The 21,380-nt window shown below is 45.5% G+C and carries 18 protein-coding genes; 5 read left to right on the top strand and 13 right to left on the bottom strand.

The window, feature by feature from the left end; all coding sequences use genetic code 11:
* Positions 1 to 45: 45 nt before the first annotated feature.
* Positions 46 to 2,682, top strand: coding sequence for an ABC transporter permease (locus KNP99_RS02155; RefSeq protein ID WP_214845662.1), 2,637 nt, complete (start codon positions 46 to 48; stop codon positions 2,680 to 2,682).
* A 58-nt stretch (positions 2,683 to 2,740) separates the two neighbouring features.
* Here the strand turns inward: KNP99_RS02155 and KNP99_RS02150 are convergent, their stop codons facing one another.
* From KNP99_RS02150 to KNP99_RS02140, 3 genes are all read right to left on the bottom strand, one after another.
* The gene (locus KNP99_RS02150) at positions 2,741 to 3,064 is read right to left on the bottom strand and encodes a hypothetical protein (protein WP_088837084.1); all 324 of its coding nucleotides are present in this window, start codon (positions 3,062 to 3,064) and stop codon (positions 2,741 to 2,743) included.
* A gap of 147 nt (positions 3,065 to 3,211) precedes the next feature.
* The gene (locus KNP99_RS02145; RefSeq protein WP_214845660.1) at positions 3,212 to 4,603 is read right to left on the bottom strand and encodes a DUF1565 domain-containing protein; all 1,392 of its coding nucleotides are present in this window, start codon (positions 4,601 to 4,603) and stop codon (positions 3,212 to 3,214) included.
* Between the two features lie 127 nt (positions 4,604 to 4,730).
* Entirely contained in the window at positions 4,731 to 5,642 is a 912-nt protein-coding gene (locus KNP99_RS02140; RefSeq protein ID WP_214803580.1) for a methyl-accepting chemotaxis protein, read from the bottom strand.
* A 357-nt stretch (positions 5,643 to 5,999) separates the two neighbouring features.
* Here KNP99_RS02140 and KNP99_RS02135 point away from each other — a divergent pair, with 357 nt between their 5' ends.
* Positions 6,000 to 6,503, top strand: a complete 504-nt coding sequence (locus KNP99_RS02135) for a peroxiredoxin family protein (protein WP_088837082.1) — start codon at positions 6,000 to 6,002, stop codon at positions 6,501 to 6,503.
* Between the two features lie 291 nt (positions 6,504 to 6,794).
* Here KNP99_RS02135 and manA read toward each other — a convergent pair whose 3' ends face one another.
* The 6 genes from manA to KNP99_RS02105 all read right to left on the bottom strand — a co-directional run bounded on the left by manA (position 6,795) and on the right by KNP99_RS02105 (position 15,366).
* Positions 6,795 to 7,733 (bottom strand): mannose-6-phosphate isomerase, class I, encoded by a 939-nt coding sequence (gene manA / locus KNP99_RS02130; protein WP_088838487.1) that lies wholly within the window; start codon positions 7,731 to 7,733, stop codon positions 6,795 to 6,797.
* A gap of 16 nt (positions 7,734 to 7,749) precedes the next feature.
* On the bottom strand, positions 7,750 to 8,898 hold the full coding sequence (locus KNP99_RS02125) for a glycerate kinase family protein (protein WP_214845658.1): 1,149 nt from the start codon (positions 8,896 to 8,898) through the stop codon (positions 7,750 to 7,752).
* Positions 8,899 to 8,956: 58 nt separating this feature from the next.
* Positions 8,957 to 11,575 carry a mannosylglycerate hydrolase gene (gene mngB, locus KNP99_RS02120; RefSeq protein WP_215193014.1) on the bottom strand — a complete coding sequence of 873 codons (2,619 nt, stop codon included), beginning with the start codon at positions 11,573 to 11,575 and terminating at the stop codon, positions 8,957 to 8,959.
* Positions 11,576 to 11,590: 15 nt separating this feature from the next.
* Positions 11,591 to 13,519, bottom strand: coding sequence for a PTS 2-O-a-mannosyl-D-glycerate transporter subunit IIABC (gene mngA / locus KNP99_RS02115; RefSeq protein WP_215193013.1), 1,929 nt, complete (start codon positions 13,517 to 13,519; stop codon positions 11,591 to 11,593).
* Between the two features lie 132 nt (positions 13,520 to 13,651).
* A complete protein-coding gene (locus tag KNP99_RS02110) occupies positions 13,652 to 14,377 on the bottom strand; it encodes a MurR/RpiR family transcriptional regulator (RefSeq protein WP_088837078.1) in 726 nt (241 codons plus the stop codon).
* A 137-nt stretch (positions 14,378 to 14,514) separates the two neighbouring features.
* Positions 14,515 to 15,366: a YitT family protein gene (locus KNP99_RS02105; RefSeq protein WP_214845656.1), complete on the bottom strand. Its 852-nt coding sequence runs from the start codon at positions 15,364 to 15,366 to the stop codon at positions 14,515 to 14,517.
* 179 nt (positions 15,367 to 15,545) lie between these two features.
* Here KNP99_RS02105 and KNP99_RS02100 point away from each other — a divergent pair, with 179 nt between their 5' ends.
* Positions 15,546 to 16,223, top strand: a complete 678-nt coding sequence (locus tag KNP99_RS02100; protein WP_088837076.1) for a GntR family transcriptional regulator — start codon at positions 15,546 to 15,548, stop codon at positions 16,221 to 16,223.
* A gap of 107 nt (positions 16,224 to 16,330) precedes the next feature.
* Here KNP99_RS02100 and KNP99_RS02095 read toward each other — a convergent pair whose 3' ends face one another.
* Positions 16,331 to 16,759: an OsmC family protein gene (locus KNP99_RS02095; RefSeq protein ID WP_088837075.1), complete on the bottom strand. Its 429-nt coding sequence runs from the start codon at positions 16,757 to 16,759 to the stop codon at positions 16,331 to 16,333.
* A gap of 240 nt (positions 16,760 to 16,999) precedes the next feature.
* Between KNP99_RS02095 and KNP99_RS02090 the strand changes: the two genes are divergently transcribed.
* Entirely contained in the window at positions 17,000 to 17,680 is a 681-nt protein-coding gene (locus KNP99_RS02090; RefSeq protein WP_214766004.1) for a Crp/Fnr family transcriptional regulator, read from the top strand.
* A 96-nt stretch (positions 17,681 to 17,776) separates the two neighbouring features.
* Here KNP99_RS02090 and KNP99_RS02085 read toward each other — a convergent pair whose 3' ends face one another.
* The 3 genes from KNP99_RS02085 to KNP99_RS02075 all read right to left on the bottom strand — a co-directional run bounded on the left by KNP99_RS02085 (position 17,777) and on the right by KNP99_RS02075 (position 19,341).
* A complete protein-coding gene (locus tag KNP99_RS02085) occupies positions 17,777 to 18,160 on the bottom strand; it encodes an ACT domain-containing protein (protein ID WP_157898478.1) in 384 nt (127 codons plus the stop codon).
* 84 nt (positions 18,161 to 18,244) lie between these two features.
* Entirely contained in the window at positions 18,245 to 18,640 is a 396-nt protein-coding gene (locus tag KNP99_RS02080) for an OsmC family protein (protein WP_088838483.1), read from the bottom strand.
* An 80-nt stretch (positions 18,641 to 18,720) separates the two neighbouring features.
* On the bottom strand, positions 18,721 to 19,341 hold the full coding sequence (locus tag KNP99_RS02075) for a flavodoxin family protein (protein WP_088837073.1): 621 nt from the start codon (positions 19,339 to 19,341) through the stop codon (positions 18,721 to 18,723).
* A gap of 208 nt (positions 19,342 to 19,549) precedes the next feature.
* Between KNP99_RS02075 and KNP99_RS02070 the strand changes: the two genes are divergently transcribed.
* On the top strand, positions 19,550 to 21,292 hold the full coding sequence (locus KNP99_RS02070; protein ID WP_088837072.1) for a methyl-accepting chemotaxis protein: 1,743 nt from the start codon (positions 19,550 to 19,552) through the stop codon (positions 21,290 to 21,292).
* Positions 21,293 to 21,380 lie beyond the last annotated feature (88 nt).

Here is a 21,380-nt window from a genome sequence, read left to right as displayed (position 1 = left end):
CCACGGCTCACCTCGCTACTCATTACAACATCAAGGAGGATCCAGATGCTACGTTTCGTTTTGAACCACTGGCGCCGGCAACGCTTTAAATTCATCTTGACGCTTGTCGGTGCCCTGATTATCAGTGCCGGACTCAGTTTGATGTTCAACCTGACCGATTCAAGTCAAGGAACGGTCGAACAGACATTACAGAAAAAATGGTCGTCCGCTTACGACATCGTCGTCCGACCAAAAGGCAGCCAGATGGCGACCGAAGCGAGTGACCTGCTTGAGCCGAACTATTTGAACGGCATCAACGGCGGGATTTCCTTTCAACAGTATGAGGACATCAAACAGATGAAGGAAGTTGATATTGCCGCACCGATTGCTGTGATCGGATATGCCAATACAACCGTAAGTTTTAAGAATGCACTTACTTTTCCGAAAGATTCCGGTATTTATCGTCTAACATCAAATAGCTATATCGAAACAGGATTTGGCAGAGAACGGCAGTTTCAAGAATCTATTCACATTGCTCAAGGCAGTAAAGTCAAAGTCCCTGAAAATATATCGTTTTCAACCCGTTCAACTAAAGATTTTCGTAATGCCAATGCGAGTAACCCCGCTCTTATCGTTGCCATCGATCCGTCGGAGGAAGCACGACTCGTTGGGCTCGATCAAAGTGTCAGCAAAAAAAACCAATCGCGATATTTTTCAAGCCTCGATCACTTCGAGAACGATAAAAATCGCGGGGACGTCATTCCTGTGCTCATCAATCCGAATTCCTATAATCAAGGAAATTATGAATATACAATTGAAAAGTTAGACGTCCCTTATGACACGGAACAAGATCAAAAAAAGCTAATCGATACCTTAATCGAAAAACAACCAGACGGTGATATTGTCCGTTCAATTCTCTGGACCTATCCTGCAAAAGTTGTCAAGCAGTTGGACATTCCAACCTCTAAAGTTGAGGAAACCTATTTACAGACATTGATTGATAAAATAGGAATGATTCCTTCTTCAGATCCTGTTGGAAATGAGGGTGCTCAATTGCTGTATCAATCAGGTCCATTACAATTCGAGGAGACGAAAAGTCCGTATCCAAGCCGATGGACGAATGCCTACGAAATTCATTCGTCTACGATTAAGCTTAAGAACTGGTATTATTCAAAGTCTTCGTACCCCGCAGTTGGATATCGTTCGCTAACTTCGACTGGTAAGAAAAATCCTAATTCAGAACCTGATATGATTCCAATTGTACATCCATATTTAACTTTCAAGGTTGTCGGTTTATACGACCCGAATAAAATCAACGTCTCAAAAGATCCACTCAACGAATTACCGATGGAAACATATCGTCCGTCGTCCGCTGATCTCGTCCTTGACGCCGAAGGAAAACCGATCAATCCGGCTAAACCGATTGATACGTCAGGAAACCCGGTCGGTCTATTGACCAGTTCACCGAATATCCTGACGACGCTTGACAGCGCCTTAGCAGTTAACGGGAAACAAGCGATTTCATCGATTCGACTCAAAGTCAAAGGAGCAGCGACCGTCAGCGAACAGTCTGAACAACTGCTACAAGACGTGAAGAAACAAATTGAACAAGAGACCGGTCTCGTCGCGACGATCACGAAAGGCTCCTCCCCGCAACCGGTCGTGACGAAAGTCGTTGATGACGGGAAGACACTCGGCTGGATTGAACAACCGTGGATCCACATCGGTGCCGCGATGACGATTTTCCGTGAGACGAGCGTCGGCTTCTCCGGTGTCATCTTCGCGATGCTTGCCGTCGCCATCGTGTATGTCCTCGCGACGAGCTACGTCTCGATGCTTGCCCGCCGGAAAGAGTTCGCTGTCTTGCTCGCACTCGGCTGGCGGACGAAAGATCTTTACCGGATCGTCATGATTGAAGCCGTACTGCTCGCAGGCTTCGTCTCGCTCGTCGCCCTGCTCGTCGAAAGTATTTTCTCGTATGTCCGCAATGAAACGATGAACGTACTGAGTCTCGTCTTGATCGCCGGATTCAGCTTACTCATCTACCTGACTGGTGCTGCCTGGTCCGCCTGGACGATTCGTCAGATTTCGCCGTACGAAGCGATTAAGACCGGTGAATACGCCGCATCCTCACACATTAAACTGGGTCTGCGTTCGACCTTTACACTGGCGTTAAAGGAAATCTTCGGTAAATGGAAACGCAATGCCCTGTCGATTCTGTCGATTGCGTTACCGACAGCACTGTTGACGTTCTTCCTATTCGTGACGTTCCACTTGCAAGGTGTCCTCTATACGTCCTGGCTCGGTCAGTTCGTTGCGCTTCAAGTCGGTCCGATGCATTACGTGACGATGGGTGTCGCGATCACGATCGCCATCTTGACGACCGGTGAAATCATGTGGCAAAACGTCACCGACCGCCGCGCCTCCCTCGCCATCCTGAAAGCTGTCGGTTGGACGAATCGTTCGATCCGCCAATTGATTCTGCTCGAAGGGATGCTGATCGGATTCGTCGCAGGGCTGGTCGGTCTCAGCATTTCCTATCTGACGATTTACGTCCTGTATGGCTTAGTCCCGTGGGACGAACCGCTCTTGATTGGTGTCTCGCTTGCTTTGCCAATCCTGTTCGGGACAATCGCTTCACTGCTGCCGGCGCAAATCGCGGCACGGGTCAATCCGTATCAAGAGTTGAAAGATGCAGGCTAACCGCATCCATACACAAAACAGGCATGATGGCTCGCGGCCATCATGCCTGTTTTGTGATTCATTGCTTTGGAATCGGCAACGTCTCTGTCAGTCCGAGTTCAATCACTTTATTTTTCTTTAAGCGGTACAACATGTATTGATCCTGCTTGTATGCCTTCAGTTTGACGGCGATTTGGTGCCGCCGCTCCTTACTTTCGTCCGTATCGGCATATGCCGGACGGACCTCGACGATTTGTGCTTTTCCATATTGTTTTTGGACATATTGCGTCACTTTTGCTTGAACCATTTTTTCATAAGCGACGTCCGGTCCCCGGTTGAGGACGACATAGCCGACGCAACCAATCAGTGTCAGTAAAAAGAATGCTAAGATGGACTTTTTCACAATGTTCCTCCTCGGCCAAGCGATTCGTCTTTCCTGTGAAACGTACTTCTTATCGCAAATAGTTGACCGTTCACTTCTTTCTATTTATACACAATCGCTTCGTTTCCTTCTTCCGCATCGATTTAAGTGATTAAATGATGGATGCGATCATTTACGGAGTTTCAAGACGGGTGAATTTTCTTTTAACCGGAAGTCATAATCCGCGGCATTGACATATAACGGAGCTGTATACAGTGACGTCGCATCACTGACTTGTTTATTAAATGCAGCAAACGACAAGGTGTCCTCTTCCCATATCCAGTCACTCGTCTTGCCGGACTCTTTTTCATAGACGTTGCGTGCGAACTGATTCGTCGAACCGCTCGACACGTAATTGGCGATCATGATGCGTGACGGACCCGCCGTCACAGTATTTTCCTCGAAGCGTGTCGTTTCCACATAGTGCTGGACCAACAGTTGTCCGCCGTCTTCGCCCTTCGTATCGTTTCGGTAAAGGACATTTCGTTGAATCACCGTCTGTCGTGTCCCGCCCCGCTTGCTGTCGTAGCCGCCAATCGCGATGCCCGTGTAGTTGTTTTCATACACTGTATTCCCGACGACGTTAATCTGTTCAGCATATTTTCCGCGATGCTCGGATGTCACTTCGATTCCGATATCACTTCGATAGACGGTATTGTTGATGATGTCGATATTTTTCCCGCCGTCGACGTATATCCCGCCGGCAGCATACGCGTTCCCGTAAGCCGGGTTCCCGTAGGACGAGATGTCGTGGACGATATTGCCGGTGACGATTCCGTCCCGAACGTAATCTGTTCCGCTCGTCGCGACGCCCTCGTGCCCGATCAAATCGATTCCGATGTTATCATTTCGGCTGACCCGGTTCTCTTTGACAGTGAAACGTCGGATGTCCCCGTTTAAGACAATTGATTCACTCGAACCGAGCCGGCAATCTTCGACACGATTTTTTGTAAGCGTGATGTCATGCATCGGTTCTGTCCCGTAGACGGCAATCCCGTGCCCGTTTCCGTCTTTCGATGACGTTTCGATCCGGCGGACGGTGTTTTGCTCGAGCGTCACGTCGTGGCTCGGTCCCGTCAGGTAAATGCCGATGATCGTTTCATCGGCACGCTTCGTTTTGATGTCCTCGATGATGAAGCCGCGAATCGTCACGTAGGCCTTCCCGTCCATCGTGATGAGCGCCGTTGTTCCATCTTGCGACTTGAGTTTTTTCCCGCTTAAGATGACTTCATCATTCCGGTACGGTCGAAAGACGACCGGTTTCGCCTTCGTCCCGCTGTCTTTGATGACGAGCGGTTCCGTGTAGACGCCGGCATGGACATATACGGTCGTCCCTGGTTTCGCTAACGCAGCTGCCTGTTTTAGCGTCCGGATCGGGTTTTTCCGGGATCCGTCTTGTACATCGTCACCGTCCAGTGCGACATGAATTTCATTCGCCTTGAGACCCGGATTGATCCAGACGGTATAAAGAAAAGCCCCTCCTAGCAAGAGAAACAAGAGGAGGATGTAACGATTTTTCACAAGCTTCACGTCCTTTAAAAAACGATCTGACGTGCAATCGTTTCGTCTCTTCTTTTCATTATACTTGATTTTCAGAACGGTCTCCTAAAAAAAATCAGAAGCCGCTTCCTCGCTCCTGACGAATCGTTTAGATAATGGTCGTGAATTTTTTCGAAGTTTGATTCAAGGTCTCGGCCGCATGACTGACTGTATCAAACCGGCTTAACGTCTCTTCCATGACGCGGACGCTTGACGAGGCATCTTCGTTCGCCCGGGTAATCCCGGTTTCAATCCGGCTTAATTCCTTGTTCATGTCATCGGTCGTCGTCCGGACGTTGACGACGGCGAGTTCGACGAGTTTCGAAAGATTTCTGACTTCCATCGCAACGACGTTAAATCCACTCCCGTGTTCACCTGCGCGTGCTGCTTCAATCGAGGCGTTCAAAGACAACAAGTTCGTTTGGGCGGCAATCTCTTTAATCGTCCCCGCGATTTTTGTGATTTCCGACGATTGTGCCTGTAAGTTCGCTAACGTCTGCAAATTGTTTTTGGCGTCCGTCGCCATTTTTTCAATCGTCCGCTTCAATTCTTCACTTTCCTGCTTTCCTTGAAGCGAACGCTCATCGAGATGTGTCGCAATTTCTTCGAAGGATGTCGCATATTCTGCAATCGTTTCCTGTCGCGCCGTAATGTCTGACGCAATCTTGACGACGCCGACGACCTGATCATTTTCGTAAATCGGCATATACGTCGCTTCGAGCCAAATCGCATTGCCCCGCGAATCAATCCGCTTGATTTTGTCGGCGGCACTGAAACCGCTCAGTAACTTATTCCAAAGTTCCTGGTAAGCAGGGCTGTTGACGAATTCCGGTGGACAAAACAGATGATGGTGCATCCCAATCATTTCGTCGCGTCGGTATTTCATCGTCTTCGCGAACAGATCATTGACGTCGACGACACGGCGTTGTACGTCAAACCGGATCATGGCGACATTTGTTTTTAAGGCTTCCAGGACATGGGTGGATGAGAGTGTTTTTTCGTTTGAAAGAAATGTAGTCAAGTGGGTGGTCTCCTTAGCTTAAATCTTCTCCCGTGTACAACCGTCTGTTTTATACATGGAGAAGTTTTTTAATAATGTACATAATGGAATGATTGACAATTAATTCTAAATATTAATAGTAAGAATTAAAGATAAATGGTAAAAAAAAAGATTTGGGTCATTTTTACATAAAATTCTTTATCCTCATATACTATACGTATTAAGTAATTATATCCTGATTTATCAGGTTTTAAACTTTTTTCCGAATTAAATCATGATTTAAATTTAAAAGACGTTTTGTAAGCAGAGTTACAGCCTTTCTGCTACAGATGGTGTAAGGTAATAAGTAGATTTAACATTAAGGAGGAATAGAATACAATGAGTGCATTTCAACTAGGTACACATATTCCATCATTTACGCTCCCTTCTACAACAGGTGAAGATTATCACTATCCTTCATCGAAAAAACAAGACAACAATTGGCAGCTAATCATCTTCTTTAGAGGGGCATGGTGTCCTGTTTGTGTCGCAGATTTAAAGGAACTTGAAGAAAATAAAGGCTTTTTTGATAAACATGGCGTCGATCTCATTACGATTGCGACGGATCAATTAAAAAATTTGTCGGAAATGACTTCAAAAGAGCAACTGTCCTTCCCTGTGCTCTCCGATGAAGAGCTGAAGGTCCTTAAAGACTTTGACGTCTATTACCACGGTGAAGATTCACCTTATGAGGATCATGGATTACATGGTGAGCCGGCTTATTTCCTTGTTGATGAAACAGGATCTCTTCTTTATCAGCAACGGCAAACTAGCCCGTTTGGTCGTCCTACTGCTACTGAACTTCGTAAAATCATTACGTACATTAAGAAGAACTTAAAATGATAAAAAAATAAATGGGTGAACGCTTATTTCATTCACTCCAATGAAAAATGTATCCAACAAAAACCAGGCTGCCCTTACACGGATAAAATACTGTGTAAGGGCAGCCTGATTAACTTGTTGATTTCTAAAACTCCGACTAGCTGGACTCCGAAATTAAACTCACGTTCATCCTCCCCCTAAGGAGTGGACTTTCTCGTTCACAAATCCTGTAATGTGTGAAACTAACCGACATTAAAGTCTGAATATTCAGTCAATTATTCACGTTATTATCTTGAAAGACTCCAGTTATATTCATCGAACTTCCACATCACTCATGATGAATTCAAACGTTCCCATACAATTGCGGGGAGCTTGTCCCTGCGGAATAATGAAATGATCTCCCGCTTGAACCGGTACATTTTCAATCTCTCCGTGCCCGTTTAAAATTGTGATCGTACGGAAACGTTCAAGTGGCTTAAGGACAAACCCGTCTTTTACTTTGACGTGATATACGTTGAATTCCGGAACTTTAATAAGCGTCGTGATCTCTGCGTTTGTCACTTGCTTCGTCTCTGTTCGTCCGTAAAACGTAACATCGGGTGTTGTAATGACATTAAACGCTTGTTCAAGGTGCAAAACTCTTTTTTCTCCAACATCATCAATACGGTCGAAATCATACAGCCGGTAGGTCGTATCAGAAGATTGTTGTGTCTCGAGAACCACAATGCCTTTTCCAATCGCATGGATCGTTCCGCTCGGTACAAAAATAAAATCGCCCGCTTTGACACGTTGTGTCCGCAACAAGGTACTCCATTCAGCTTGTTCGATTGACTCTCGCAACGCTTCTTTCGTTCGGGCAGTATGACCTAAAATGATTTCCGCATCTTTTTCTGCTTCGATGACATACCAGCATTCCGTTTTTCCGTATGCTTCACCCTCCAGCTCAAAAGCTTGTTCATCACTCGGATGGACCTGAACCGACAGATCTTTTTCTGCATCGAGAATCTTCACTAATAGTGGGAATTCCGCTAATGTGTAGTCGCCGAACAATTCCCGTTCCTCAGACCATAACCGTTCTATTGAGTAGCCGGCATAGTGTCCTGTTTCAATGATGCTCATTCCATTGGGATGACCCGAAATCCCCCAACATTCGCCGATTGGACCGTCAGGAATTTCATAGTTAAAACGTGAGGCGAGCTTTCGTCCCCCCCATATCCGTTCTTGAAATACAGGTGTACATTTTAAAATCATTTTCGGCTTCATCCTTTCATCTCATCGTCATCCATAGTGCATATAGATTGGCCGCCGTGTACTTCAGAGTGTCATATGCTTTTTTAGGCTGCATCATCTCCTCTAGCGCGACCGGTTGTTGTGTAATCGAAAACGCAGCTGTGATCCCTGCTGTCCTTATGTGTTCAATCTGTGCGTCGACACTTCCGCCTAATAAAATAACGGGGATGCCGAACCGGTGTCCGAATTGCCCGATTGCTTGCGGCAATTTCCCTTGAAACGTCTGTCCGTCAATTTTTCCTTCACCTGAAAAAATAAACGCATAGTCCGCTACTTGCGCCATGACCCCTGTTTCCTCCAAAATCAGTTCAGCACCGCGTTTTAATTCAGCCTGTAAGAGCGACGAACAAGCACCTCCTAATCCACCGGCGGCACCTGCTCCTTGAATAGATTGAACATCTATTCCAGTATGTTCCGTAATTACTTTTGCTACATGGATGAGACGGTCATTCAGCTCGACAACATCACGCTCGGATGCCCCTTTTTGGGGACCGTATACATATGCAGCTCCAGTTGGACCGTAGAAAACATTATCGACATCACAAATGATTGTGAATTGACAATCTTCGAGAGCAGGGTGAACCCGTGTCTCATCGATGGACGCCAAAGAAGTAAGTTCTTGCATCTCTGTAATTTCCGTCCCGTCCTGTGCCAGAAATCGGTACCCCAATGCCTGAAGCATGCCGACCCCTGCATCAGTCGTCGCCGAACCGCCGAGTCCTAAGTAAATCCGCCGTGCTCCTGACGACAGGGCATCTGTAATTAATTGTCCGACCCCGAACGATGTCGCAGTTAGCGGATTCCGTTCTTCCTTTTTCAGTTGTGGTAATCCACAAGCAGATGCGACTTCGATCACGGCACGTTTTGTCTTTTTGTTATGACCATATACGGCTTCAGTCGGACGGCCGTTTGCATCATGCACAGTAACTTTCCGTCTCGTTAAATTAAAGGGGCCAATCAAGGCAGCGACCGTTCCTTCGCCGCCATCTGCCACCTCGATCGATCGTATGGATTGATTCGGATTGATTTGACGAATTCCTTCCATGACCGCCCCGTTTGCCTGAGCTGAACTTAAACTTCCTTTAAAAGAGTCCATTGCGACCAAAATGGTTTGTCGTTCTTGCATTCGTCAGCCCTCCTGTCGTTTTACAGACCTTCAAATCCGACCATGGTCTGACGGTTAATTATCTTTTAATAAGAATTGTTTTTACCTGGTTCGGTGTGACCTCATAAGATTTGTCTTGTACCGCTGACGTGATTTCAACTGGATGTGCTTCGTTTAAATTGACTTCATGGAACGTTCCCGTTTGGTTTGATTTAAATCGAACAGATCGGCTGGTCGTCGTCGGATTGAAGACACGAAGAATGAGTCCTTCCCCTTGCTCTGCTTTTTTCAACGTACTCATGATAATCCCCGTCGATTCGAGTTCGAATAATGAATACGATACCGGCAAATGGAGTCCGGTCGGATTTAAACGCATCGCATCGTGCGGGATTTTATTGTAAGCAACAGTCGGTGATAAGTGACGCTTAGCGCAAACGGCCAGTTCTTCTTCTTTGCGGAGTGAAACGAGACCGAAATCAAAGCTGTATGTTCCGATCATCTGCGAATCCGGTGTCGCTAATTTGATTCCTGACGGACGACCCGGGCGGCGGACGAGCTCTTCTTTTCCGAGTACACCTACGCTACGGAACAGCGTAACTGCAAGCGTTGGTCGAGCTCCTGCAATGACCTCATATTCCCGTGAGCTGTTCGTGATTAAACCGAGTCCGTTCTCTGTCTCATCATCCTTTAGCCCAACATACGATAACATCGGGAAGATACCGTCTGGTCGTTCATTCCATTGTTCCTCTTCCCACACACGGAGCGCATCATCGACGAAGGGGCGGTTTATTACACCAAACTGATTATCTGAAAATGTTTGCCGGGTGTTTACTTCTGCCGGAATCAACAAACGTAAACGGTGGTCCTTCGCGTTGTTCGTAATCGTCACATTAAAGGCAATAACAGGATCGTCATGCTTTAAGACGATTTCAAGCGCGACCGTCATCTCTTTCGTCCGTTTGCCTTGCTTCCGCTCTTCTAAATCTGCCGGTACAGCGAAGCGGTGATCAATTCGGATCATTACCCGATAATTTGTTTGTGTGACTTCGATTGTCGGGCGATCCGTTTCTGTCGTAATACTCACATCATGAAGCAGGGGCGAATAATCATATTCATCTCCATCGTCCCCACTGTCCTCAAGCAGGAAGAGATCGCGGTACGTCCGATTCGACTGTTTATCCGTCACATCAAGTGTACCGTTCGACTGAATTACTACGTGATACCGCGCTGTGTCACATTCCGTTATACCTGTTTCCGCCTGCGGCAACGCGTCCGGAGTCGCACTCTCTTCAACAACGAAAAGTGTTTCATAACTCAAGGCCGGAAGTGTGATATCAAGTTCAATTGTGTAACGATAAAACGGATCATAGTTTCCATAGTGGACGATTTGGCGGTCAATCAGCCCCGGGTCGATGACTGCTTTTTTCATCAACTGATAAGGAACAGGCTGCCCTGCTTCCGTTTCCAGACGGATATTTTCAAATTTACTGATGATTTCCGTCGTCGTTGTGGTCGTTTCCTGACTCGCATTCAAATTAAAGAAGGTTAACCGGTCTTCCGTTCGCTCCGTCGCAATCGAATCGACAATCTTTCTTTTATAGAATGAAATCAATTGATCGGTTTTTTCGTTTGCAATGAAAAAACGGTTGTAAATTTCTTGATGGACTTTATCGGAGCAGCAACATCCGATGCTATCATGGGCATGATTTTTCATGATTTCTTTCCAAATCAATTCGACTAGCCCGTGATGGTATTCAATCCCAAGTGAATAGGCAAGGCTCATTAACGGTTCTAATGTATTCGTCAGCTTGTTTTCGATTTGAGTATTCATCGCTTTGATGTCCATCCGTGTCGAATAGATGCTACGGTGAACACGCATATATTTCCCATCTAAAAACTCTCCTGAAATGGTCGGCAGATTAAGTTGTTGCTCCAGTTGATCAAATAAATCTTCGTATCGACTCAAGAAAAACTCGCGTTCCGGATACAGACGATGTAGTTGTTCGATGACTTCCGTAATGTTTTGCTGGAGCGGCATTTGATCATGACCATTCGGTAACAGCAGATGATCTCCGGTCGCACCCTTATCGAGGACAGGCAAATATTTATCCATTCGCTTTCTTAGTGCCGTTTCTTCAGTCGGTAAATATTTACCGATCGCATAGCCGAGCGGCATCAGCTGGACGAGTACATTGGAACCGTCCGCTGAATTCCAGTTGAATTCAGTTTTGTTCGTTCCATGCCGTTCCGACGTTCCTCGCCAGAAAATCGAGCGCTCGATATCGAATCCGTTCAAAATCATCAGCATTTGTGCCGACTGCCCGAACGAATCCGGTAAATAACCAATCTTCATATGGGGACCAAATTCACCTGAATCTTTAATGCCGTACAATAAGTTTCTGACAATCGACTCCCCGCCTACAATCATTTCGTCTGTTTGGGTATACCAAGGTCCAATAATCAATTTTCCTGATTGAACTAGCTGTTTTATCCGTGACCGGTTCTCCGGCTTTACCGCAAGATAATCTTCGAGGATTGATGTTTGTCCATCTAAAACGTAATATGGATAATTTTTATCCGTTTCAAGCCTTTCCATGATTTCTTCTAAATTATTGACTAATAAGATGCGTGATTCTTCGGTCGAGAAGTACCATTCCCGATCCCAGTGCATATGTGGTACGACATGAACATTTTTCATTGTTTCCAGCTCCCTTTAAGCAACATTTTTCAGTGCATCCTGATGCTTTTTATTTTTATGTTTTCGAGTGAGAAGGAGAAGGACCATCGAAATGAACGCTCCTACCAATGCCGCACCAAGCCATACTGATGCCGCAAGTACGAGGGGTTGTCCCTGAAGTAATGCCAACGAAAAGATACCTGCTCCCGGTACGTTCAGACCGATTCCGAAATAGGCCACAATCGCTCCCGTCACGGCGGATCCTGCGACTAATGAGGGAATGACACGGAGGGGATCATTAATCATGAAAGGAATCGCCCCTTCCGTAATCCCTGCTAAACCGAGTAACCAGGTTTGTTTTCCAATTTCCCGTTCTTCTTTAGTGAACGCCTCTTTGCCTAGGCGGGTTGCACCGGTTACGGCAAACGCTGATACCATCTTGACTGAAGCAAATGTGGCATACGGGATTAAATTTCCGCTCGCCATCGCTCCGATACAAAATGTATACGCCGCTTTATTGATTGGTCCACCGAGATCAAACGAAACCATCGCACCAATGATTGCCCCGAGTAATAAAGCATTAGCCCCCTCTAATCCATCCAGCCAAGAAATCAGTCCTGTATTTAAATACGCTAACGGACGACCGACGACAAATAACATGATTGACCCGACGACAAGTGTTCCGACGACCGGATAAAACCAAAAACTGATAAACCCGGCAAATGTACCCTTCGGTTTAACTTTTTGCTTTAAGAATTTGAGGAAATATCCGGCAAGTAAGCCTCCGAGCATTCCACCTAAGAAGCCACTACCGATTAAGTTGGCTGCGACTCCGGCAGCAAATCCAGGTCCTAGAGCAGGCTTATCAGCAATCGAATACGCCATGTATGCAGCTAAAATCGGAATCATTAACTGACCGAGCAGGGATCCCCCTAATTGACGCAGTAACCATAACCACGAACCTTCTTCCGCATAGAGCGCCTGTAAATCAAACAGTTGGGAGATGAAGACGGCGACGGCAAGCGTCATCCCTCCGGCAACGATAACCGGAATGATATGCGAGATATCTGTCAGCAATGACGCTTTCACTTCGCTTTTCCAATTCGTCGGCTCCTCATCCGCTTCATCCGCCATCCGGTCAGCATCAGACTTCACATTTTCACTTTTCGTCAAAGCTTTTTCCAGGAGATCCTTTGCACTACGAAGCGGGGCAGCGACTGATGTTTTTATAGACGGAATGCCTTTAAAACGTGCTTCGTCCTTTACCGCGACGTCAACTGCAAAGATGACGGCATCTGCCTGCTGTAAATCTTTGGCTGCATGTCGGTCTTCGATTCCGTTTGCGCCTTGTTTTTCAACCTTCACTTCGATGCCAAGTTCGCGACCGGCCTTAATCAATGCTTCGGCTGCCATGTACGTATGCGCAATCCCTGCCGGACATGCTGTAACTGCCAGTACTAACTTTCCAGACGAAGGAACTTCTGCTGTTGAGTCCGTCTTTTCATCGACAGAGGCGTCTAAGGCTGCCAGTAAGTCTTCTGCTGAACGCGATTGAAGGAGGCGGTTTTTGTAGTCTTCGTTTGAAAGACGGGTTACAAATTCAGCCAATAGTGTCAAATGGGTTGATCCCGCTTCCGCTGAAGGAATCGCCAGCAGGATGACCAGCTCCACCTTGTTTGCCGGATCAATGCTTTCCCAGTCCGTTATCGGTTTTGTCAACGTCGCAATCGCAAATGATGCTTCTCTGACACTATCTGACTTACCATGGGGAATCGCAAGCCCCCCTTCAAATCCTGTCGGTGACAGTCCCTCCCGAGCGATGACTGCTTCATAAAATGCTTCTTCCGATGAAATTTTACCGGCTTCGGCGAGTTCGTGAATTAAAAAGCGAATCGCTTGATCTTTTGAATCAAATGCCTGTTGAACATGTAAAAGTGAGGTTGATGTATTCGCTTGCAACAACATGTTTGTAACCCCTTTCATTTTTACTTTTAATGAATTACCTGTAGTGTATCAACAAAAAAAGAAGAAGCTTGATTCTTCTTCTTCTTTCACATCCTTTTCTTTTGTAAGGGTTTTCATGTGTATAAATACACATCACTTGTGATTTTTCCAATACTGTTCTAACAGATGACGCAACAAGTAAAAAATCGGAGTCGGGTTTGTAATGTTGTGATGTAATAAGCGTTCAGGGGGCGAATAAAAATAGAGGCGGTAATCGGCATAGTTCACGAGGCTGTTATGCGTAAAGTGGGTGATACTGACAATCGGAATGTTTTTCTCTTTTGCCCGCCCTGCCAGTTCAATGACGGCTTCACTCTCGCCAGAAACGGATATCAAAAGAAGTAAGTCCTTCGGTGTCATCGCTTCTAGTTCCGTGATTGTCGTATGACGGTGAAGATAAAACTCACATTTTTTATTAACGACTCGATACCCTTGCACCAAGTATTCGCAATAGGTGACAGAGTCTCCAATACCGTATACGAGTACGCGACGGGCTTGTTCGAGTAAATGATGAACTTGCTCGACATGTACTTCATCGATGAGTTCTTTCGTCTTTTTTAATACGTCACCCGGCACATCTTCTTCATTTGCTTCAAGTTCATGCTTGATTGCATTTTTCATGTGCGAAAAACCGTCATAGCCTAATTTTTTAGCTAACCGGACGATTGTATTCGGGACTGTAAAAGATTCTTCCGCAATCGCCTGAATCGACATGCGTGTTACGTTCGTAAAATGATCGTTGATATATGAAATAATCTGATCGTCTGTATCGTTCAGGTGATATTCATACTTTTGAATCCGTTCCTTAAAAGTCAACATATACCCCACTCCTGCCGCAACGTTTAACCGTTTAATTGTCTACCAATTAAACAGTATACAAAAGCTCGAGTCAAAACAACAGTCACTTCAAGGACGGACCCTTTAACCGGTTTCAGCGGATTGCCTTTAATGAACGTTCACGCACGCTGGAATGCCTTCTCTTCATGACTTCCGTATATTTCCTTGGTCTGCGTAATCGTTAAATAGGCAGTGGAGTCCGTTGCCAACACAAAACGCTTTAATTTCGTGACATCCGGTGACATCAAATGCACCGTGATTACATGTTGCTTCGCCTTCGAAGAATTCGTATTAACGACATGAATCGTTGCCGGTGCCTTTAATTCCTGTAGAATAAAGGACTGGATATGTTCAAATTGATGACTGATGATGACAACTTCACTATGCTGCTTTAATTTCTGTAGCAAAGTATCGATCAGGACCCCATTGAGAAATACACCAAATACAGCATACATTCCCTTCTCAATTCCAAATAGCATACTGGACACAAGCGCAATGCTTAAATCAAATAAAAGTACAGCTACTCCAATTCGTACACCACTCCATTTATTCAATATCATCGCTAAAATATCTGTTCCGCCGGTCGAAGCATTATGACTAAAAATCAATGCCATCCCGTATGCATTAATCGAAAAACCAAATACTAGCTGGATGAATAAATCATTTCCTACCGGTTGACGGATTGGTGCATACAAATCGAGCATATACACAAACAAAGATAATACCAGACTTGCATAGACTGTTTTAAAACCGAAAGTAAACCCTAAGAAAGCAAAACCGATACAAAAAATAAAAACGTTCAATCCTATCATGAGCACACCTAACGACAAGTTCGGCAGAAATTCGTGGATGATAACGGAAAGCCCTGAAACCCCGCCGGCCGCGACCGAATTTGGTACTAGGATAAAGTGAATATTAAAGGCCACCATCAAAAGCCCGGCATGTAATTGCAGTACATGTTTTTTTTGCATTTTTTTGCTCTCCTTTGTAGTAGAACTAAATTGTAGTACAATTTAGTTCTACTACATAAAACCTGTTTTGTCTATTGCTTTTTTCAGTTATAAAAACCATTCGATTTTTCAGAAAGAATCGACCGGGAAAAATGCTAAAATAAAATAAGAGACAATTCAATGGACGGAGGAACGTTTTCATGAAAACTGTAAAACCCATCGAAACGATTATTATTGAAAAAATTAAACGAGCTATCCTCAATCGGGAATTTGCTCCCGGTATGCAACTTACTGAATCCGTCATCGCCGAGAAACTTGAGACAAGCAGGACGCCCGTCCGGAACGCTTTTAAGAAACTCGAACTTGATGGATACATCGTCTTGAAACCGAATCGCGGAGCTTATGTGATTCAACCGACCGTAAATGACATCATTCAGGCGTTTGAACTCCGGATTGAATTAGAAGGTGTCGCCGTAAAATTTGGTCTCGCGAATGTCGAACAGAAGGATCTTGACTATTTAAAGCAACTCATCGAAAAAGAACTGGACGCCTACACTCATGAAGATTTAACCGAATATACGAGCATCAACAAAAAATTTCATATGCTACTCGCCGAAAAAAGTCAGAACCGGTATGTCATTGAATTTTTAAGTCGGATCATTGATCAAATCGACGTCTATTTAATGATGTACAATGTCATTGATTATAAAAGTAAAAGAAATAACAAGAGCCTTAAGGAGCATCTCGAGATCATCACAGCGATTGAATCCCGTCAGGTTGATCTTGTTACCGATGCCCTGCAACGCCATTTACACCAGACATTAGACTCTATTAAGTCAATAACGGAACCTTACCAGTCGCTTGAAGATATGTTCTAAAAAAAACGCAACGCATCCATTTCCCGACGACTCGGAAGTGAACGCGTTGCGTGTGACAGATTACATATTATATTGATGCTGCAGTTAAGAATAGTTCATTTATTCGTTTACGCTTTTGTCCAGTTTGGCACCATTTCAACATTTGCAGCGACCATAGTCGTGTAGACTGGGCAACGTGAATCCACAATGTGTTGCAATTCTTGTACACGTTCTTCGGATTCACTTGTTAAGACTTTTGCATTGACTGTGATGCGTTCGAAATAGGGACGAACTGATGCATCCCCCATCATACCGCGTGGATCCAGCGTGCCTTCCACTTCAAATTCAATTCCTTGCAGATCGAAGTTGATTTCTTTTGCGACGAAGTTAGCAATCGCATTTTCGCAACCTGTCAAAGCAACAAGCAGTGTTGCAAGTGGATTTGCACCTTCATCTGTTCCGCCCATTTTCGCCGGCTCATCGATGATGACTTTATGACCGTGTGAAACGCCTTCTGTATACATACCTTTTGATACTGCTGTAATTTTTTCAACCATTTGTAATCTCTCCTCATACACTTTTTTGTTGGTTTCTTTACCACACGCATACCGTACCACGCAGTCTTTTCTCTCTCCAAGACGAATGCTTACGCGTGTAAGCCAGCTTACACTTTCGGCGATTACCTGTTCATGTTTGCTGCTGATTCGAAACTATCTGTTTAGAAAATCTATGAAAACCAGTTATAGTGAAAAGACAATCCTCATCTTGATGAAGAGATGACCAAAAGGAGTAATAACATGGATAAACTTAAGCTTTTGTCGCAAATCAGCTTGTTTGAAGAACTTCCGACGAACGAATTGCAACTTATTAATGACGCAAGTGAAATGGTCCAGTTGAAACGGGGCGACGTTATCCTCTCGCCGCATCAACGGCAAGACGCACTATTTTTTCTAAAAGAAGGACAAGTTCGTTTGTATCGGATGAATAAACAAGGCAAGCAATTCACAGTTGATGTTTTAGTTGGTGGCAACACGTTCGGAGAAACGGCAACACTATCGTTGACGGACGACGACATGTATGCAGAAGCCATGACAGATACGTGCCTTTGTATCATGCCAACTGATCAGTTCGAAACATTCATCGAAAGTAATCCAAAAATTGCGATGAAATTGATTCAAGTCTTGTCAAATCGACTAAAGGATGTCTACTCCTTCAGTGAGCACCTTGCGCTAAATGATGTGAAATACCGAATCGTTTATTTGTTGCTGAAGCTGAGTGAAAAATCGGGCACGCGACACAAACAGTGGCAATCAATCGATTTGAAACTTACCCACACTGACATCGCACAAATGATCGGTTCCACAAGAGAGACAACGAGCCTCATTCTGAATCAGTTAAAAAAAGAGGAAGTGCTCAAAAAAGAGCTCTACTTCGCGATTGATGCCAATCGTGCAAGTGAGCTTCTCAATCAATTTTAATTTTTTAAGTACGGCCTACTAATTACGCCAACTAAAAACGGTCATTGCCCGAATCTTTTTTCGAGAAATGACCGTTTTTTAGGTTTAAGCACAAGTTCAAACAATCTGATGGCCATCTGCCCGGAACAGTTCAACCGTTCGCTCGAGCGTGACATCTTTTACGAGAATATAGTCCGTATCATATGTGGATAAAGCAAAGATACTGATTTCATGTGCTGCAAGTGGACGAATCAGCTTGGATAAAATACCCGTCAATGCAAAATCAAGTGGACCTTCGACCTTGATTGCCCGAAATCCGGACTCGATTTTTAAGTATGTCTCGTCTGTCGGAATACTGGATGTCTCGCAGACGACCGATAGCTCATCACGTGTTTTCATGATGTTCCAAAATGATCCACTCTGAAAGATCCATTCTGGTAGTGTGGCTTCAACCGCATAGCGAACGACCGATAATTCTTCTGGTAAGACTGTTAAGTTCAATTGTTTATCCCCCTCTTATCTTAGATGTCATAAGAATACCCCCGAATCTTAGCCTTGTACAGGTCTAGATTTCGGAGGTGTTTTTTACGCTTTCGTCCAATTCGCGACAAGTGTGACGTCCGCTGCGACGAGTGTCGTCGAAATCGGACAACGGGCATCGACGATTTTTTGCAATTCCTGGACCCGTTCTTCCGTTTCCGATGTCGTGACCTTCGCATGGACCGTGACCCGCTTGAATTGTGTCCGGACAGACGGGTCACCCATCATGCCGCGCGGGTCAATCGAACCTTCGACTTCAAAGTCGATTCCTTGTAAATCAAACTCAATCTCTTTTGCGACGAAATTCGCGACCGCATTTTCACAACCGACGAGGGCGACGAGTAGCGTCGCAAGAGGATTCGCGCCTTGATCTCCACCACCCATGCTTTCGGGTTCATCAATCCGGATCGTATGAATCCCTGCCTGACCTTCCGTGTGCATCCCTTTTGAGACTGCTGTCACTTTTTCGATCACAATCAACCGCTCCTTTTAATCGTTTAGTTTTTCAATATGAAAGTAGATTATTCAACGACGTTGCCTTCAGCCGGGATCGGGTGAGCTTGCAGCAGCTTCGCGAAATGCATCAAGTTGTAGGCCATGACTTTCGCATGCCCTTGCGTGAACGCGTTGTTTTTTCCATTTGCTTCAATGAAGGACGGACCCGGTCCCGCTTCGCCAACCCAGTACGTATCGACGTTCGGCGGAATCGTAAAGCCGATATGTGATAATCCGTAAAGAATCGACGCCGATGCATGCTTCGCCCCGTCCTCGTTCCCCGTGACGATGACTCCCCCGACTTTGTTGTAATACATGTATTGCCCTTTCTCATTTGTTAACCCGCTGCCGCCATACAACCGTTCAATGACTTGCGTCGCGATGCTGCTCTTCTCACCGAGCCAAAGTGGTGTCCCGATGACGACGATGTCAGCAGCCTTTACCTTTTCAAAAATTACCGGCCACTCGTCCCCGTCTCCCTCGTCAGTCGTCACGCCATAGGCGACGTTATAATCGACGACGCGAACGATTTCCGACTCGATGTCAAAGTCTTGATAATAAGCAATCACTTCGTTGATTAAGGCTTCCGTATTCGATAATTCATCTGACGATTTTAATGAACAATTTAAAAATAAAGCTTTTGTCATAAGTCTCAACTCCCTTATTGTCTAGCATTCACGTACTTTTTTATAATTCCTTTGTTTTTGATTTGTCAAACCTGACCGTCCTGCATTTTAAACCGTCACAACTTCTCCATTCAAAAAAATTGAACTTTTATTTTAAAACATCGAAAAAATAATTTTCAGACCGATAGTATATATATCACCAACTAGAAATCCACCAGGAGGTCCATCTATGACTGAAGCAAGAACCCATTCCATTCGTACACGTTTGTTACTGATCATCAGCTCCATCCTCATCATTTTTTTCCTCTTTAGTAGTGCCGCCCTTTATTACAACACGAACCAAACAGCGGTTTCGACGCTTAAAAAAACAGCGGAACAAGACGCTCTTCGCATCGCAAAAACATTCGACACGGCTGCCTACGCTGAATTTTTGAGCAATCCGACCGCTTCCGAGAATTATGAAACGCTTCGTGAATCACTTGATACGTTACGTCAGCAAAACGGTTTACTGTATGCCTATACGGCAACGATCGACCAAAATAAAGTCAATTTGTTGATTGACGGTCTACCGAAAGCAGAAGCCGCAGCCATTAATGACCCGGCGACAGGTGCCGTCGCGCAGGACATGAAACACGTTTTGAACGGTGAGACCCATACGACGGACGTGATTGATGATCCGGAATACGGACAATACGTCAGCGTCTATGTACCGCTGAAAGATGCCTCGAACACAATCATCGGCATATTAGGTGTCGATATCGCTGCAAAAGACGTCGATGCGCTGTCGACAACTTTACTCAAACAAAACCTACCGCTCTTCATCGGTTTATTACTGATTTTACTTGCACTCACCTTAGCTGCCTTGTACTATATGCTCGGACGGAAGCTGAAACCGCTCGAGACGCTCCAAGCCGTCTCGGAAAACATCGCGGCCGGGCAACTTCGGCAGGCGGATACACAACTGACCCAGCTCGAAATCAAATCGCATGATGAGATTTATTCGCTCGCCCACTCGATTAAACAGATGAACGACATGTTACGGACGATGATCACCGACATCTCGCAGACGTCACTTCTCGTCCATGAGACGAGTCAATCGATCGACGACAGTACAACGGAAGTCCTCGACGGTTCAACACAAATCGCACAGACGATGACCGAAATCGCGACCGGGACCGAAAGTCAGACCCACGTCACGTTATCATTGACGGATGAAATGGATGCATTCTCGCGATTAATCGGGGCGACTTCGACGGAAGGTGAACAGGTCCAGATGACGGTAGCTGAGATGCGTGACATGACAGACGCCGGACGTTCCCAAATGGAACGGTCGGTCAGTCGGATGGAAACGATCCATCAACAAGTTTACGCTTCAACAGACCAAATCCAGCACCTGAAACGACAATCGACGGAAGTCCAAGCGCTCGTCACAATCATTCGCGACATCGCCGCGCAGACGAATCTGCTTGCACTGAACGCCGCGATTGAGGCAGCACGTGCCGGAGAACAAGGAAAAGGCTTTGCTGTCGTCGCGTCCGAAGTCAAAAAACTGTCGAACCATGTCGCAAGCAGTGTTAACGAAATCGCGGCAATCGTCCAAAGCGTCCAGGAAAATACGCAGCAGATGGAAAGCACCTTTGCCTTGACGCTGCAGGAAACGGTGTCCGGACAAACGGATATTAAAGAGACGGATGCTTCGTTCCGTCACCTCGCTGAACATGTCACAAGCGTCGCCTCGTCGATGGCACAAATGACCGATCAGATGACACAAGTCACCCGGTCGGAACAAACCATCCGCAGTGCCTTGCACGAAATCGCCACGGTCGCAGAGGGACATACCGCAAGCAATGAGGAAGTCGCAGCCGCTTCTGAACAAATGATTGCGACGATTACGGGCCTGCATACGCTTGTCGAGACCTTGAACACAACATCCCGTCACCTGGAAGATCAAACGAACAAATTTTCCTTATAATGAAAACCGCGCAGAGCCCAAATGGGATACACTTGAAAAAGTGAACCGTTTGGATTTTTCTATTGTTAGACGCCACTCGCCGGTACTG

Source organism: Exiguobacterium sp. s95, from assembly GCF_018618655.1.
In the GTDB taxonomy this organism is placed as follows: domain Bacteria; phylum Bacillota; class Bacilli; order Exiguobacteriales; family Exiguobacteriaceae; genus Exiguobacterium_A; species Exiguobacterium_A oxidotolerans.
This window is presented reverse-complemented; position numbering and strand designations above follow the sequence as displayed.